The organism is Aeromonas sp. CU5 (assembly GCF_002586745.1).
Taxonomy (GTDB): domain Bacteria; phylum Pseudomonadota; class Gammaproteobacteria; order Enterobacterales; family Aeromonadaceae; genus Aeromonas; species Aeromonas sobria.
This window is the reverse complement of sequence record NZ_CP023817.1, coordinates 3,093,651-3,108,693: the sequence shown is the minus strand read 5'-3', so window position 1 is coordinate 3,108,693 and position 15,043 is coordinate 3,093,651. Positions and strand designations below refer to the sequence as shown.

Here is a 15,043-nt window from a genome sequence, read left to right as displayed (position 1 = left end):
ATTACTTCTTTTTCTTCTTTGCGGTCTTCTTCTTGCCATCTTTTGGCTTTTTCTTCTTCACCGGCACCCGCGCTTCTTTGTGCTTGGGACGCAGGGAGTCGATCACCCGGCGCTTGAGGCGCTCTTCGGTGTAGCGTTCGATCTTGGCGACGATGGCCATATCGTGGGCTTCGACCAGACTGATGGCGCAGCCACGGTTGCCAGCGCGGCCGGTGCGGCCGATCCGGTGCACGTAAACATCGGTGCCATAGGGCATGTCATAGTTGATGACATGACTGACGTTGGGCAGATCGATGCCGCGGGCGGCGACATCGGTGGCGACCAGGAAGGGGACTTCACCGGCGTGGAACTTGCGGATCGACTCGACGCGCTTGCTTTGCTCCATCTCGCCACGGATCCAGGCGCAGGAGATGCCTGCAGCCTGCAATTGACCAGAGAGCTCAGCCAGACGCTCACGGGTTCTGACGAAGACAATCGCCTTCTGGGTTTCCGGATCTTTGAGGATATGGATCAGCAGGGCCAGCTTGTGGGCGGCGTCATCGGCCAGATGCACCCACTGGGTGATCGGGCGGCGTTCGCTGCGCGGCGGCTCGGCGTGCAGCTCGACCGGGTTGTTGAGGATCTCGTTGGCGAATCGCTCCAGACCCGCCCCTTCCAGGGTGGCGGAGAACAGCATGGTGTGCTTGCGGTAGCGCGCCTCGGCAACGATGCGGTTTACATCCTTGATAAAGCCCATGTCCAGCATACGGTCCGCTTCATCCAGCACCAGCACCTCAATGTCGTGGCTCTCGAACTCCTCTTTCTCGATGTACTCGAGCAGACGACCCGGGGTGGCCACTACGATATCCGTGGTCTTGGTCAGGGCAGGCAGTTGCTCATCATGGCTGACGCCGCCGATGATGGTCTCGATGCTGAGGTTGGTGTGGGCCGCCAGCGCCTTGGCGTGGGCGGTCACCTGCAGTGCCAGCTCGCGGGTCGGGGTCAGGATCAGCATACGGCATGGGCCCGGCTTGCGGCGCGGGAAGTCCAGCAGATGCTGGAGCGCCGGCAGCAGGAAGGAGGCTGTCTTGCCGGTACCGGTTGGAGCGGATGCCAGAATATCGCGGCCGTCCAGGGCTGGCTCCAGCACCATCTGCTGGATGGTGGTGGGGCGGGTGAATCCCATCTCGGCCAAGGCCCGGTTGAGGGCGGGATTCAGGTCGAAATCATCAAAGGACTGGCTCATGGCAATACTCGGTCATTAAGGAAACGGCAGATTATAGGCGATTATCTCGTCGGCTCCTATGGCGAGTGTGGCTTAGCCGCTATAATCGCCCACCATTTTCACTGATGACGGGGGCCAGATGGGGCGTAGCCGCGGATTTACCTTCAAACAGTTCCATATCAACCACGATCGCTGCGCCATGAAGGTGGGCACCGATGGCATTTTGCTCGGTGCCTGGGCGCCGGTCGAACAGGCGCGCCGGGTGCTCGATATTGGCACTGGCAGTGGTCTGATCGCTCTGATGCTGGCTCAGCGCAGCATATCTGACTGCTTCATCGATGCAGTGGAGCTGGATAAGGATGCAGCGGCCCAGGCAAGAGAGAACGTGGCGGCATCACCCTGGGCCGAGCGAGTCGCGATTATCGAGCGCGCTATTCAGGATTATCAGGGTGAACCCTACGATCTCATCGTCTCCAACCCCCCCTATTTTGTGGCAGGCCAGTCATTTAGCGATCCGGCGCGGGCGCTGGCCCGCCATACCGGCGCCCTCGACAGCCACGGATTACTGGCGGCCTGCAATCGTTTGCTTACTCCGGTCGGGCGAGTTGCATTGGTGATCCCCACGGCCATGGCCGATGAAATTTTATGCATCTCGGCGAATTATGATCTGTATGGGATTTGTTATACAGCTGTTATCACCAGAGAGGGTAAAGAGGCAAATCGCGTTTTATTGCTACTTGGCAGAGGATTAAACAGGTGTGAGAGGGGGGAGATTGTGATCCATTCTGCTGATGGATGCTATTCCGACAGATATATCCATCTGACCAGCCCCTACTATTTGAAGATGTAAATTTCGTCTTGAACTATTTTTTCACGCCATTATGCTGGTTCCAGATCGAGCGCCCGCTCCAGACCAGCTAAAACCACTGGTTGTGATGAAAAAACACGCGGGGCTCTTTTTTTATCCCCCCTGAACACACCCGGTCAGTGACCGATAAAAACTATAACAAGCAATAATTTACAAGACAGACGAGGTTCAACTTGACGAAATCACTCACATTGTCCGATGTACTCGGATTGGGGTTTATGACCTTCGCCTTCTACTTGGGCGCTGGCAATATCATTTTCCCGCCGTTGGCCGGTTACATGGCCGGTGAGCACCTCTCTCTGGCGATGTTTGGCTTCCTGGTCACCGCCGTGGGCCTGCCCCTGGTGACCATTCTGGCCGTGGCCAAAGCGGGCAATGGCTGGGCTGGCATGACCAAACTGCTGCCTACCGGTATCGCCACCGCGCTGGCCGTTGCCATCTATATCATCATTGGCCCGGCCTTTGCTGCGCCCCGTACCGGTCTGGTTGCCTACGAGATGGGCCTCAAGCCTTTTATCGGTGACATGGGCCAGGCGGGTCTGGCTGCCTACACTGTGGTCTTCTTCGGTATCGCCATGCTGGTCTCCATGAACCAGGGCAAGCTGATGGACGCCATCGGCAAATACCTGACGCCGGTTCTGATGCTGCTGCTGCTGACCCTGGCGGTCGGGGTATTCGTGGCGCCGCAGGGCACTATGCCTGATGCGTCCGGTGACTATCAGAACAGCCCGTTCGTGAAGGGGATCCTGGAAGGCTACAACACCATGGACACACTGGCGTCCCTGATGTTCGGCGCCCTGATTGTCGACTTGCTGCGCAAGAAAGGGATCAACGACTACAAGAGCCAGTTCAAGTATCTGGCGATTGCTGGCCTCATCTCTGCCATTGGTCTGTGCGTGGTGTACGTTTCCCTGTTCCGTCTGGGTAATACCGCTGCTGGCGTGGCAACCGATGTCAGCAACGGTGGCGCTATCGTCAACGCCTACGTGCTGAGCCTGTTTGGTCAGCCCGGCCAACTGATCCTGGCCGCCATCATCACCCTGGCGTGCTTCACTACCGCAGTGGGTCTGATCTCCGCCTGTTCCGACTTCTTCCATAATCTCACTGGCATGAGTTACAAGAAGCTGGTGGTGGTGCTGGGGGTGATCTGCGCCGTGGTTGCCAACGTCGGTCTGAGCCAGTTGATCAGCCTCTCCATCCCGGTGCTGGTTGCTATCTATCCGGTTGCAGTGGCATTGGTGCTGGTCACTTTCCTGAAAGGCTACTTCGGGCGTCCCCGTCTGGTGTTCCGTGCGGTGCTGGTGGTTGCCTTCCTGTTTGGTTGCCTGGATGGTCTGGGTGCTGCCGGCATGAAGATGGATGCGTTTGCCTTCCTGCCGCTGTTCGACAAGGGCCTCGCCTGGCTGATGCCAACCCTGCTGGCCTGCGTGGTAGGCATGGTGGTTCGCCCGAGCGAGAAATTGGCCGCCGAAGCTGCCTGATCACCTGATGTGATGTTGCCAAGAGCCTGCCCCGTGCAGGCTCTTTTGTTTTCTGCCAGTCTCGCTGCTGCACTGCGGTTGGCACCGCCGTGACGGTCACTGTGTGCAGATCGCACCTGACCAGCCGCTGCTACCCGCTTGCGTCCTTTCCGCTCCTCTGCTGCCTGTTCTCACCTCTCATCCTGCACGTTCGGGGCGCTATCCGTTGCGGGATAGCCGAGCCGTTCGGTGATTAATTCTGCTTGGGTAAATTGTTTCAAGATATTACTTGGTGATTGAGATCGAACTCCTCTTCTTTATGCTAAAGGTGGCACGCCTCATCCGGTCTGCGGGCCGAATGGGCGCCAGAGGTATTGTTACCGGTTATCTGCCAGGCAGTGGGTGCAATCAATAACAAGCTGATAAGGCAGATGAGGTTGGGTTTGACGAAATCATTGAAGTTGTCCGATGTATTCGGATTGGGGTTTATGACGTTTGCTTTCTATCTGGGGGCAGGCAATATCATTTTTCCGCCGCTGGCCGGTTTCATGGCCGGTGAGCATCTGCTGGCCGCCATGTGCGGCTTTTTGCTGACGGCGGTGGGCTTGCCGCTGATCACCCTGATTGCGGTGGCCAAGGGGAGCTCGGGGGGCGGCGCGGGCGGCTGGACCGGGATGACCCGCTATCTGCCCGCCGGAGCGGCGACGGCGCTGGCCATCACCATCTACATCATCATGGGGCCCGCCTTCGCCATTCCCCGCACCGGTCTGGTCGCCTACGAGATGGGGCTCAAGCCCTGGCTCGGGGATGCCGGTCATGAGGGGCTGTTGATCTATACCCTGAGTTTCTTTGCGCTGGTGATCCTGGTGTCACTCGATCGCGGCAAGCTGCTCGATGCTATCGGTAAGTACCTGACTCCGGCCCTGATGGCGATGCTGCTCATTCTGGCAGTCGGGGTCTTTATGGCGCCGCAGGGCACCATGCCCGATGCCAGCGGTGAGTACATCAGTGCGCCGCTCACCAAGGGGATGCTGGAGGGGTACAACACCATGGATACCCTTGCCTCCCTGATGTTTGGCGCCCTGATCATCGGTTTGCTACGCCAGAAGGGGATAGAGGATTATCGCAGTCAGTTCAAATACCTCACCATTGCGGGTTTGATCTCGGCGGTCGGGTTGTCGGCGGTGTACGTCTCGCTCTTTCAGCTGGGCAACAGCGCCGGTGGGGTGGCGAGCGATATCAGTAATGGCGGCGCCATCGTCAATGCCTATGTGCTGAGCCTGTTTGGTCAACCGGGTCAGTTCATTCTGGCTGCCATCATCACCCTGGCCTGTTTTACCAGCGCGGTGGGCTTGCTCTGTGCTGGCGCAGACTACTTCCACGGCCTGACTGGCTGGGCCTATCGCAACTGGGTCATGTTGCTGGGGGCACTCTGTGCGCTGGTCGCCAATGTGGGGCTGAGTCAGCTGATCAGCCTCTCCATTCCGGTGCTGGTAGCCATCTATCCGGTTGCCGTGGCATTGGTGCTGGTCACTTTCCTGAAAGGCTACTTTGGTCGTCCTCGTCTGGTGTTCCGTGCGGTGCTGGTGGTTGCCTTCCTGTTTGGTTGCCTGGATGGTCTGGGTGCTGCCGGCATGAAGATGGATGCGTTTTCCTTCCTGCCGCTGTTTGACCAGGGCCTAGCCTGGCTGATGCCGACCCTGCTGGCTTGCGTGGTAGGCATTGTGGTCCGCCCGAGCGAGAAATTGGCCGCCGAAGTTGCCTGATCCCGAGTCCATTGAATAGCAAAGAGGCCCGCATATGCTGGCCTCTTCTGTTGTTGCGTTGGTGATTTTCTAACGATTTGACGGTTCAGATTTGTGGGGCTACCGGTTTTGGTTTTCCCTCCAGCCCATACCAGTGGCTGCTGATGCGTCCCTCATGCCACTCGAGAGTACCCCAAGGATCCTTGGCCTCCCAGCGCGGGAAGTTGATGAGCACCCGGTTATCCTCGTACTTGTAGAGGGAGGTGCTGATCTGAATGTCCGACAGGATCAGCAGCAGGGCCCAGCAGATGAAAATCCATTTCAATGCTTTCCACATAGGGTTACTCGAAGCAGATTTCGATGGTGGCACGGCCGTAATCTGATTCGAACGGCATCATGATCTTGGTGCCATCGGCCCGGTGGGTGATGGTGTGATTGGGGCCGGAAACGATGATAGGGGTTGCCATGTCAAACTCGTAACCCTTCTCACCCAGCATCCGTTTGGCGCCACCGGTTACCATGTTGGTGATCTCGCCCACCATGTCGGTCACTTCTTCGTTGATGGTGGCGGGGGCTTCACCCAGCATGCGGCGCATGATCTCCAGCGCCAGACCCTTCTCGAAGCTGATAGAGAGGGAGCCACGGGTTTGCGGGCCGACCATGCCGATCAGGCCGGAGACGTCGCCGCGTGCCAGCTCATCCATCTTGCGTTTCGGTTTGCCCGGTTTGAGTTCCAGTTGTGCCATGGTCGAGAGCACATTGAGCAGGGATAGCAGGAACGGATTTACAAAATCAGCCTTCATGATGACTTCCTACAGTGGGCGTACAGCGAGCACATTGGCCATGTGCCTCTATTGTCTTATTGGTAATAGTAAAACCATGCAAGTGGGCCTGCTCGGAAAACGCGCTATCGATCGCCGTATCGTGAAGCTCGACCACATCCCCGCACTCATCGCAGATCAACAACTGCATCGGGTGAGCGTGATCGAAGTGGCAGCAGAAGATAAATGCGTTGAGAGATTCCACCTTGTGAGCAAAGCCCTGTTCGAGCAAAAAATCGAGCGCCCGATAGACGGTTGGCGGCTTGGCATTGGCTTCGGTTTGTTGCAGCTGGGCTAACAAATCATAGGCGCTGATGGCGTTGCCGTGTGCCGCCAGCAAGCGAAATACCTGACGTCGGGTCGGGGTGAAGCGGATCCCTCGCTGTATACAGAGTCGCTCGGCTCGTTGTAAAAGTTGGTCTTGATTCATGATCGCGCAGATACCCTTTCTATTAGCCGGATACTATCACAGGGCTTCGCATGGCGCGGTGGCAAAATTCATTTTCTGGGGCTGCTTCACGTTGTGATAAAATCCGCCCCCTTTATTTAGCCAACCCGGATGATTTTTATGCAGGCGCAGCGTTTTTCCATCGCCCCCATGCTGGACTGGACTGATCGGCATTGCCGTTACTTTCATCGACTGATGAGTCGCCAGACCTTGCTCTATACCGAAATGGTGACCACCGGCGCCATCATCCACGGCAAGGGGGATTATCTGGGTTACAGCGAGCAGGAGCACCCTATCTCCCTGCAACTGGGTGGCAGTAATCCGGCCGATCTGGCGCGCTGTGCCAAGCTGGCCGAGGAGCGCGGCTATGACGAGGTGAACATCAACGTCGGTTGCCCCTCAGATCGGGTGCAAAATGGCCGCTTTGGCGCCTGCCTGATGGGTGAACCAGCGCTGGTGGCTGACTGCGTCAAGGCGATGCGCGATGTGGTCGATATTCCGGTGACGGTGAAGACCCGTATTGGTATCGACGATCAGGACTCCTACGAATTTTTGCAGGCCTTTATCGAACAGGTGCGCGATGCTGGTTGCGATACCTTTATTGTGCACGCGCGCAAGGCTTGGCTAAGCGGCCTGAGCCCGCGGGAGAACCGCGAGATCCCGCCCCTTGATTACCCCCGCGTCTATCGGGTCAAGCAGGATTACCCCGAGCTGACCATCGCCCTCAACGGCGGCGTCACCTCCATGGAGCAGACCCTCGAGCATCTGCAGCATGTGGATGGCGTCATGATGGGGCGCGAAGCCTATCAGAACCCCTACATTCTGGCGCAGGTAGATAACCTGGTGTTCGGCCAGAATAACGCGGTGCCGAGTCGCCACGAGGTGGTGCGGATGATGCTGCCTTATATCGAACAGGAGCTGGCCAAGGGCAACTACCTCTCCCACATGACCCGCCACATTCTGGGGCTGTTCCAGAACATGCAGGGGGCCCGCGCCTGGCGCCGTCACCTGAGTGAAAACGCCTGCAAACCGGGCGCTGGTATTCAGGTGGTGCTGGATGCCATGGCCAAGGTGCCGGAGTTTAGCTGTGCTGAATCCCAGGTGATCATGACTGGTCAGTAACCAGCCAGGAGAGCGCCGGTCAACATGACCAAATGAACAGTGCCAGTCCGCAATGACTGGCATTTTTATTGGCGACGATAGCCGGTGATGATGTCATTTTGGGCTGGGGTTAGCTGCGTTCATCTTTCTCAGTCACAGCGAAATCGTGAATTTCACCGGTTCTCGGTTTAAAGCGCGGATCGCCATCTTTGTAGTTGCGCACCAGCTGCATGGTCTGGCAGAAGCTGGCCTGCTTGTCGTACTCCTGACGGGCTAACTCGATGGCGCGCTCGGCACGGCGCCGCTCCATCTTGTCAGACTTGCGATCGCTGAACTGTTGCTGCTGGTGCAGCATCCAGTCGACAAACTCTTGCTGGCATTGGGATTCGCTATTGGCCTGCACAGGCAGGGTCCACAACAGGGGGAGCAGTAACAGATAACGCATGTTCAACCGATGATCAGAGGGGGATTCACTAGAAGGGCGGCATTTTATGCCTAAAACTTGAGCATGAACAGTATCCAATAAAAGGGCCGCCCGCAGGCGGCCCTCTTTGGTTTCAGCTTTGGTTACCAGCTCAGTGTTTGATGAGATAGAGCTGGCGGCTGTAGGCCACATCTTCCGGGTTGTTGATGGGGTAGCCCTTGAGCCATGGCTTGATGAGGCGGGCATTGGTGTACTGGTAGATGGGGGCGATGGGGGCCTGATCCAGCAGGATCGCCTCCGCCTCGCCAAACAGCTTGCTGCGGCTGGCGGCATCCTGAGTGCTGGCCGCCTCTGCCAGCAGCTGGTCATAACGGGCATTGGCAAAGCCTGCCATGTTGCCGCTGTGACGGGAGCCCCACAGGCCGAGGAAGGCGGAGGGGTCGTTGTAGTCGGCCACCCAGGAGGAGCGGATCACCTCGAACTGTCCGCTTTGGCGGCTGTCGAGATAGGTTTTCCACTCCTGATTGGTCAGCTCGACCTCGGCGCCCAGCTTCTGTTTCCACATGCTGGCGATGGCCAGCGCCATCTTCTTGTGAATTTCTGCAGTGTTGTAGAGCAGAGTCAGCTTGAGCGGCTTGTCCGGGCCGTAACCGGCCTCCTTGAGCAGGGCCTTGGCCTTGCTGTCCAGCTCCGGCTGCTGGGTGGTGGAGAGCAGGTTGGCGGCAGGAGTGAAGCTGGCGGTCACATCCGGGGTGAAGTTATAAGCCGGTTTCTCGCCGGTGCCGAGCACCTTGTCGGCGATCAGGGCGCGGTCGATGGTGTAGGAAAGCGCCTTGCGCACCCGCACATCGTTCAGTGGCGCCTGACGGGTATTGAAAGCGTAGTAGTAGGTGCCGAGCTGATCCGGGGTATAGACCTCATTCGGGATCTGCTGCTTCAGCTTGTCGTACTGCTCTTTGGGGAAGGATTCGGTGATATGCAGATCGCCAGCCAGGTAGCGGTTGGTCGCCGCGCTCTCCTGATTGATCGGCATGAAGATCACCTTGGTCAGCGCGGTATGGGCCCGATCCCAATAGTAGGAGTTGGGGGTCAGCTCCAGCTTCTCGTTGACCACCCGGTTGTTCAGCACAAAGGCGCCGTTACCCACCAGTTTGCCGGGTTGGGTCCACTGGTTGCCGTACTGCTCTATGCTGGCCTGATGGAGCGGCGACAGGCTGGGGTGGCTAAGCAGGCTCAGGAAGTAGGGCACCGGCTGGGAGAGGGTCACCTGCAGAGTGTGGTCATCAAGGGCCTTGACCCCCAGCTCGCTGGCAGGCAATTTGCCAGCGACTATCTCGTCCACCTTGTCGAAACGGGCCAGCTGGGCAAACCAGGCGAAGGTCGCTGCCTCTTTTGGGTCGACCAGCTTGCGCCAGCCGTAGACGAAGTCGCCGGCCTTGACCGGATCGCCGTTGGACCAGCGCGCATCCGGGCGCAGATGGAAGGTAAAGAACTGGTTGCCCTTGTTCTCCCAGCTTGCCGCCACCCCGGCAACCGGTTTGCCATCCGGCCCCTGGGTCAGTAGCCCCTCGAACAGATCCCGCAGTACCTGCAACTCCGGCAAGCCGACCAGCTTGAGCGGGCTCAGGCTTGCAGGTTCATCCTTGAGGTGGCGAACGACAATTTGTTCGGCGGCGAGTTGTGTTCCGGCGGGAATATCGGCAGCCTGAACAGCGGCGCAGCCCAACAGGGCCAGCAAGGGGCTCCATCCTTTCATGGGTCGGATCCTTCAAATAGTGTGAAGCGGGGAGAAAACTCGGCGATAAAATGTCGCCGACAGATGGGGAATCATGATATCCCGTTTACTGGTCTGGCCGCCAGCATTTGGCTCTCAACCCCAATCGGGGATGCGGGGCATGCGGGTGTCTCTGCAGTTCAATGTGGCAAGGAGTATCAAACGATGAAAGCATGGTTATTGCTGGCCTGTGTGTTGAGCCAGGGTGCCTGGGCGTTGGCCCCGTGCCAGCGCGAGACGGCGGTGGGCAACTGGTGCGAGATCGGCATCGATGCCTTGCACCCGACTCAGGGGGGCGTCGGCCAGATCCAGGTCGATGAGACCCAGGCTACATTGGCGGGCATGAGCGCAAAGCAGCTCGACAAGTTGATGAAAAAGAAAGAGATCCCCGTGGTGATTGCGCCGGATGGCGGCTACTGGCTAGTGGATCGGCATCATCTGACCAAGGCGCTGTGGCAACAAGGTGTCACAGAGGCCCGGGTCAAGGTGATAGGTCGCCTGCAGGATAAAGACAATTTCTGGAGCCAGATGCAGAACAACCACTGGGCCTGGCTCAAGGATGAAAAGGGGCAGCCGCTGACCCCGGAGCAGTTGCCGACCAGCATCGACAAGCTGTCTGATTATCCCTATCGCACCCTCGCCGGACTGCTGCAGGATGCGGGCTACTTCAGCAAGGACAAGCAGGTATATTTCGTCGAGTTTGCCTGGGCCAGCTGGCTCGGCAAGCAGATGCAGTGGATGCCGGTGGACAGCGCCAATCTGGCGGCCCGGCTGCAACAGGCCAAACGGCTTGCCTGTGGCAGCGATGCCAAGGATCTGCCCGGCTATCCCGGCAAGCAGTGTAGTCAATCCAAAACGGTGCAGTGACTGGATGAGCGATGACGGCATCTCATGCATGTCAAAGATGAAAGAGGGCGACCCTGGGGTCGCCCTTCTGCTGTCAGCTTGTTAGCTACTGGTTAGCGGTGGTCACTCATGGCGCTGATGCCAGCGGGCGGCCGCCTGCTCAAGCAGGGCGACTTCACCTTGCTGGATCAGCGGCAACAGGGCGTTGACCTGCTCGTTTGGCCAATCCCACCAGGCGAGGGCCTGTAACCGGGCAATCTCCTCCTCGTCAAAGCGCATCCGCACCACCCTGGCCGGGGTACCCGCCACCATGGCATAGGGCGGTACATCCTGATTGACCAGCGAGCGGGCGGCGATGATGGCACCATCGCCGATGGTGACACCGGGCATGATCATCGCCTCCATGCCGATCCAGACATCGTTGCCGATGCGGGTATCACCGGCGGGGCGGTAGCTGCGCTTGAGCGCTGCCAGATCGGCGAACGGATAGGTGCTGATGAAGGCGGTGTTGTGGGTGTGGTTGCCCCCCATGATGATCTTCACCCCGGCGGCAATCTGCACATAGTCGCCGATATGGAGCCGGTCGATATGCCAGAGCGGCTCCCAGCCGGTATCGGGATGGAGGCTGAAGCGGTCGCCATGGAGGTAGCGCACCGCCACCTCTTCGAAGGGGCCATCCCAGGCACCCGAGTAGTAGCTGTGCTGCCCCTTGAGGCAGATATTGGGGTTGGTCACCGTCAGGTGCAAGTATTCGACCTGCGACCAGTGTTGGCAGGTGTTCATGTTGGTACTCCTTTGCTGAATGGATTGGTTGCGTGCGGGTGAGCGCAGCTAATAGATCCAGACCAGCATGCGGGGCACGCAGAGCAGGGAGCAGCCCAGCATCTGCGGGAGGCGAGGTCGCATTGTGGTGTGCTCCAAAGAAGGGGAAAGGGCATGATCATAAGGTCGGGCGTCCGGTTTGCCAAGGCTGCGGAGAGATCCTGCACTAACCCTCTGGTTGATATTTATTCTCAATTAGCCATGATAACACTCCCACAATGACGGACCCGGGAGCGCGAGATGACACCGCAAAGTTGGCAACGATACATGCTGGAGGCTGATCGAGCCTGGCAGGCCGGTTCGCTGGGGGCGGCGATCTGCTTTTATCAGCAGGCGCTGGGGGATGTTTACGAGATGACCCAGGTCGAGTTGACCGAGCTGGCCACCATGCGGGTCGCCACCTGTCACCGGCTGGCCGATTTCTGGCGGGCGATGGATGAGCCGACTTACGAGTTGCGCTACCTGAAGCTCGCCGCCGAGCTGGTCACGGCGCTGGTGCCACAATGCCCGAACCGGGAGTGCGAGGCACTGATCAGCGAGCTGGGTTGCTGTCGTGGTGCCTTGCTCGCCTTCCTCAAGCGCCACCCCAATCCGGAAATTGCCCGGCTGATCCAGTTGCAGGACAAGGTGCAGGGTTGCGAGCTGATCGGCCGTTTTCGTCTCAACTGAGCGGATGTGGGCGCGGCTCAGCCTCGCCGTTTGAGTTTCTGGGCGATGCGCTGCTGCGCCTCTTCCCCTTGCAGTGCCTGTGCGAAGGCGCGCGCCTCCAGATCGATTACAAAGTGCACCGCCTGTTTGAGCTCCTGTTTCAGCAGCGCCTTGCTCTTTTGTAGCGCTCTGGGCGGTTTGGCCGCCAGCTTCAGCCCCTGCTCGCGGGCAAAGGAGAGCACTCCATCAGCCGCCACCACCTTGTTGGCGAGCCCGAGTCGCAGCGCTTCTTCGGCATCAATCGCCTCGGCCAGCAGCAACAGCTCCGCCGCCTTGAGGTGACCCACCAGACGCGGCAGCAGCAGGCTGGAGGCAAACTCTGGCACCAGTCCCAGCTCGACAAAGGGAAGCTGCAAGCGGGCGTTATCCCCCAGATAGACCAGATCGCAGTGCAGCAGGATGGTGGTGCCGATCCCCACCGCCGGACCCGCAACGGCGGCGACCACAGGTTTGGGGAAATCGGCAAGGGTGTGGAGAAACTGCAGGATAGGGTCGTCGGGCTCCAGTGAGCTCTTGCCCATAAAGTCGGCCAGATCATTGCCCGCGGTAAAGCAGTCGTGCTGCCCCTGCAATAACAGGACATGCACCTCGTCATCGGCCGCCGCCTCTCGCAGCGCCGCCACCAGTTGCTCATACAGCTCGGTATTGAGGGCGTTGCGCTTGTCGGGGCGGTTGAGGGTCAGGGTGAGCAAGCCATCCTGCTGCTCGGCAATGAGAATGGGGGCCATGTCTAAATCCTTGTTATTGAAAGGTGCAAAAAAGGTTGCCGCTGGGGTAACCTTGCTGCCGTTTAACAACATCATAAAAGGATTTCAACCATGTTTAAACGTGCGTTTTATTCTCTGCTGGTACTGGGTATGACGGCGCCGGCACTGGCCAAGGTCGAGGCGGTCGACGGCTATGTGCGGCTGTTGCCGCCGGGCTCCCCCAACACCGCCGCCTTTATGGTGCTCAAGAATGACGCCGACCAGCCGGTCAAGCTGGTGGCGGCGGCTTCTGCTGCGGCCGGGCGTGCCGAGCTGCACACTCACCTGCACGAAAATGGCGTGATGAAGATGCGTCAGGTCGAGAACATCGAGATCCCGGCCAAGGGCGAAGCGGTGCTGAAACCGGGCAGCCTGCACATCATGCTGTTCGAGGTGGGTGCTCTCTCCGAGCAGACTCCCATGCCGCTGACCCTCACCATGGACGATGGTCAGAAGCTGGATCTGTCACTGCCGGTGAAGCCGATTGAGCCGATGGCAGGCATGAAGCATATGAAGCACTGACATTTGTCGTCGTTTGTTCAGGATTCCCGCTGGGTATTTTGGCTGCACCGAGTAAAATAGTGCCCTTTCCATGTATGCAAGAGGAAGTGACGTAATGAAAAAGACGCTGATTGCCGGTGTTGTATTGGCTCTGTGCAGCCAGGGTGCCATGGCCGCTAACGACTGGCGTTTTGTTGCCGGTGCGGATGTATGGGCTTCTCAGGGTAGTGGTCAGGCCTATAACCGCAGCACCAACTACGATGACAACTACAACTGGAACGGCTATCTGCAGCTGGAACACGGCATCATCTTCCTGCCGAACGCCAAGTTTGAAATCTCCGATTTCAGCACCTCCGGTGGCGTCTTCAAAAACGACCTGACCGCCTACGATCTGAGCCTCTACTACCGTCTGTTCAACAACGATCTGTTCAAGATCGATCTGGGCATGACCGGCCGTCACTACGATGGTGAGCAGGTAACCTGGGGTCGCCAGGGTTATAAAGAAGATACCCTGATGGCCTATGCTGGCGGCGAAGTAAACATTCCTCGCACCGGTTTCGCCTTCTTCGGCGACCTGCGTACCCACGATGCGGACAACTATGACTACCGTCTGGGTGGTTCTTACAAGTTCTCCTCCATGCCGATCAAGCTGCGCGCTGGCTGGCGTGAAGCCAAGGTCGACTTCGACAACATCGATCAGTCTATCGACGGCTGGTTCATGGGCGGCGAATTCACCTTCTAATCTGACTGTGGTCTGACGACGCGTTGCCAACATCGAGCAGCGCATTGACGGTCAGCTGGTGTATGGATGGTGAGTTTACTGTCCAATCAGGCCGTCAGCTGGCAACGAGGAGGGATAATGGGGCACATCATAGTGACTGGCGCCGGTTCCGGTCTGGGCCGGGCCCTGACCATAGGTCTGGTTGAGCGGGGCCATCAGGTTTCCATGATGGGGCGCCGTTATCAGCGACTGCAGGAACAGGAACAACTGCTCGGCAGCGCGGTGATCGGCATCGCTGCCGATCTGGCGCACCATGAAGAGGTCGATGTCGCCTTCGCCGCTGCGGTGGAGTGGGGCGGCTTGCCCGAGCTGGTGCTGCACTGCGCCGGGGTGGGCGAATTCGGCCCGGTCGGTGTCTACACCGCCGAGCAGATCCGCCGGGTGGTGGAGAGCAATCTCATCTCCACCATTCTGGTGGCCCAGCAGACGGTGCGGCTCATCGGCGAGAAAGGCGGAGTGCTGGCTAATGTGCTCTCCTCCGCCGCGCAGGTGGGCAAGGCCAACGAGAGCCTCTACTGCGCCTCCAAATGGGGGATGCGCGGCTTTCTGGAGTCGTTGCGCGCCGAGCTGAAAGGCTCGCCGCTGCGGCTGGTCAACCTCTACCCGAGCGGGATCCGCAGCGAATTCTGGGATAACTCGGATCACGTGGACCCGAGCGGTTTCATGACCCCGGAAGATGCGGCGGCCTATATGCTCGACGCGCTGGAAGCCAGAAGCAGTTGCCACGTGACCGACCTCTTTATCGGTCGCAATCCCTGAGGCGAAGCCCGCCATCTGGTTGCGGTTGTCAGAGA

17 protein-coding genes are annotated in these 15,043 nt (G+C 58.8%); 9 read left to right on the top strand and 8 right to left on the bottom strand.

The window, feature by feature from the left end:
* Position 1: 1 nt before the first annotated feature.
* Entirely contained in the window at positions 2 to 1,225 is a 1,224-nt protein-coding gene (gene srmB / locus CK911_RS13785) for an ATP-dependent RNA helicase SrmB (RefSeq protein WP_042019443.1), read from the bottom strand.
* A gap of 118 nt (positions 1,226 to 1,343) precedes the next feature.
* On the opposite strand from srmB, the gene CK911_RS13780 reads away from it, so the two are divergent.
* The 3 genes from CK911_RS13780 (at position 1,344) to brnQ (CK911_RS13770) (ending at position 5,298) form a co-directional block, all read left to right on the top strand.
* Positions 1,344 to 2,054: a tRNA1(Val) (adenine(37)-N6)-methyltransferase gene (locus tag CK911_RS13780; protein WP_098970621.1), complete on the top strand. Its 711-nt coding sequence runs from the start codon at positions 1,344 to 1,346 to the stop codon at positions 2,052 to 2,054.
* A 236-nt stretch (positions 2,055 to 2,290) separates the two neighbouring features.
* Positions 2,291 to 3,553 (top strand): branched-chain amino acid transport system II carrier protein, encoded by a 1,263-nt coding sequence (brnQ, locus tag CK911_RS13775; protein ID WP_042019446.1) that lies wholly within the window; start codon positions 2,291 to 2,293, stop codon positions 3,551 to 3,553.
* A gap of 467 nt (positions 3,554 to 4,020) precedes the next feature.
* A complete protein-coding gene (gene brnQ, locus CK911_RS13770) occupies positions 4,021 to 5,298 on the top strand; it encodes a branched-chain amino acid transport system II carrier protein (RefSeq protein WP_253860327.1) in 1,278 nt (425 codons plus the stop codon).
* Positions 5,299 to 5,383: 85 nt separating this feature from the next.
* Here the strand turns inward: brnQ (CK911_RS13770) and CK911_RS13765 are convergent, their stop codons facing one another.
* From CK911_RS13765 to zur, 3 genes are read right to left on the bottom strand one after another with little or no spacing between them, the layout of a single operon-like run.
* Positions 5,384 to 5,614, bottom strand: coding sequence for a hypothetical protein (locus CK911_RS13765; RefSeq protein ID WP_098970616.1), 231 nt, complete (start codon positions 5,612 to 5,614; stop codon positions 5,384 to 5,386).
* A 4-nt stretch (positions 5,615 to 5,618) separates the two neighbouring features.
* Complete coding sequence (locus tag CK911_RS13760) at positions 5,619 to 6,080, bottom strand: chemotaxis protein CheX (protein ID WP_016351979.1); 462 nt, start codon at positions 6,078 to 6,080, stop codon at positions 5,619 to 5,621.
* The gene (zur, locus tag CK911_RS13755) at positions 6,070 to 6,528 is read right to left on the bottom strand and encodes a zinc uptake transcriptional repressor Zur (RefSeq protein WP_005335805.1); all 459 of its coding nucleotides are present in this window, start codon (positions 6,526 to 6,528) and stop codon (positions 6,070 to 6,072) included. The genes CK911_RS13760 and zur overlap by 11 nt, the downstream gene beginning before the upstream one ends.
* 138 nt (positions 6,529 to 6,666) lie before the next feature.
* Here zur and dusA point away from each other — a divergent pair, with 138 nt between their 5' ends.
* Positions 6,667 to 7,668, top strand: a complete 1,002-nt coding sequence (gene dusA / locus CK911_RS13750) for a tRNA dihydrouridine(20/20a) synthase DusA (RefSeq protein WP_098970614.1) — start codon at positions 6,667 to 6,669, stop codon at positions 7,666 to 7,668.
* A gap of 109 nt (positions 7,669 to 7,777) precedes the next feature.
* On the opposite strand, the gene CK911_RS13745 is transcribed toward dusA, so the two are convergent.
* Positions 7,778 to 8,092 carry a hypothetical protein gene (locus CK911_RS13745; RefSeq protein WP_098970611.1) on the bottom strand — a complete coding sequence of 105 codons (315 nt, stop codon included), beginning with the start codon at positions 8,090 to 8,092 and terminating at the stop codon, positions 7,778 to 7,780.
* 130 nt (positions 8,093 to 8,222) lie between these two features.
* The gene (locus CK911_RS13740; protein WP_098970609.1) at positions 8,223 to 9,827 is read right to left on the bottom strand and encodes an ABC transporter substrate-binding protein; all 1,605 of its coding nucleotides are present in this window, start codon (positions 9,825 to 9,827) and stop codon (positions 8,223 to 8,225) included.
* Between the two features lie 183 nt (positions 9,828 to 10,010).
* Between CK911_RS13740 and CK911_RS13735 the strand changes: the two genes are divergently transcribed.
* On the top strand, positions 10,011 to 10,712 hold the full coding sequence (locus CK911_RS13735) for a ParB-like protein (protein WP_042019456.1): 702 nt from the start codon (positions 10,011 to 10,013) through the stop codon (positions 10,710 to 10,712).
* Positions 10,713 to 10,814: 102 nt separating this feature from the next.
* Here the strand turns inward: CK911_RS13735 and CK911_RS13730 are convergent, their stop codons facing one another.
* The gene (locus tag CK911_RS13730) at positions 10,815 to 11,474 is read right to left on the bottom strand and encodes a CatB-related O-acetyltransferase (protein ID WP_098970607.1); all 660 of its coding nucleotides are present in this window, start codon (positions 11,472 to 11,474) and stop codon (positions 10,815 to 10,817) included.
* A 279-nt stretch (positions 11,475 to 11,753) separates the two neighbouring features.
* Between CK911_RS13730 and CK911_RS13725 the strand changes: the two genes are divergently transcribed.
* Entirely contained in the window at positions 11,754 to 12,182 is a 429-nt protein-coding gene (locus tag CK911_RS13725) for a DUF2753 family protein (RefSeq protein WP_068977623.1), read from the top strand.
* A gap of 17 nt (positions 12,183 to 12,199) precedes the next feature.
* Here the strand turns inward: CK911_RS13725 and CK911_RS13720 are convergent, their stop codons facing one another.
* Positions 12,200 to 12,949, bottom strand: a complete 750-nt coding sequence (locus CK911_RS13720) for an enoyl-CoA hydratase-related protein (protein WP_098970605.1) — start codon at positions 12,947 to 12,949, stop codon at positions 12,200 to 12,202.
* A 90-nt stretch (positions 12,950 to 13,039) separates the two neighbouring features.
* On the opposite strand from CK911_RS13720, the gene CK911_RS13715 reads away from it, so the two are divergent.
* The 3 genes from CK911_RS13715 to CK911_RS13705 all read left to right on the top strand — a co-directional run bounded on the left by CK911_RS13715 (position 13,040) and on the right by CK911_RS13705 (position 15,008).
* Positions 13,040 to 13,489: a copper chaperone PCu(A)C gene (locus CK911_RS13715; RefSeq protein ID WP_098970603.1), complete on the top strand. Its 450-nt coding sequence runs from the start codon at positions 13,040 to 13,042 to the stop codon at positions 13,487 to 13,489.
* Positions 13,490 to 13,583: 94 nt separating this feature from the next.
* Positions 13,584 to 14,210, top strand: a complete 627-nt coding sequence (locus tag CK911_RS13710; RefSeq protein ID WP_098970601.1) for a TIGR04219 family outer membrane beta-barrel protein — start codon at positions 13,584 to 13,586, stop codon at positions 14,208 to 14,210.
* 117 nt (positions 14,211 to 14,327) lie between these two features.
* Complete coding sequence (locus CK911_RS13705; RefSeq protein ID WP_042019464.1) at positions 14,328 to 15,008, top strand: SDR family oxidoreductase; 681 nt, start codon at positions 14,328 to 14,330, stop codon at positions 15,006 to 15,008.
* Positions 15,009 to 15,043 lie beyond the last annotated feature (35 nt).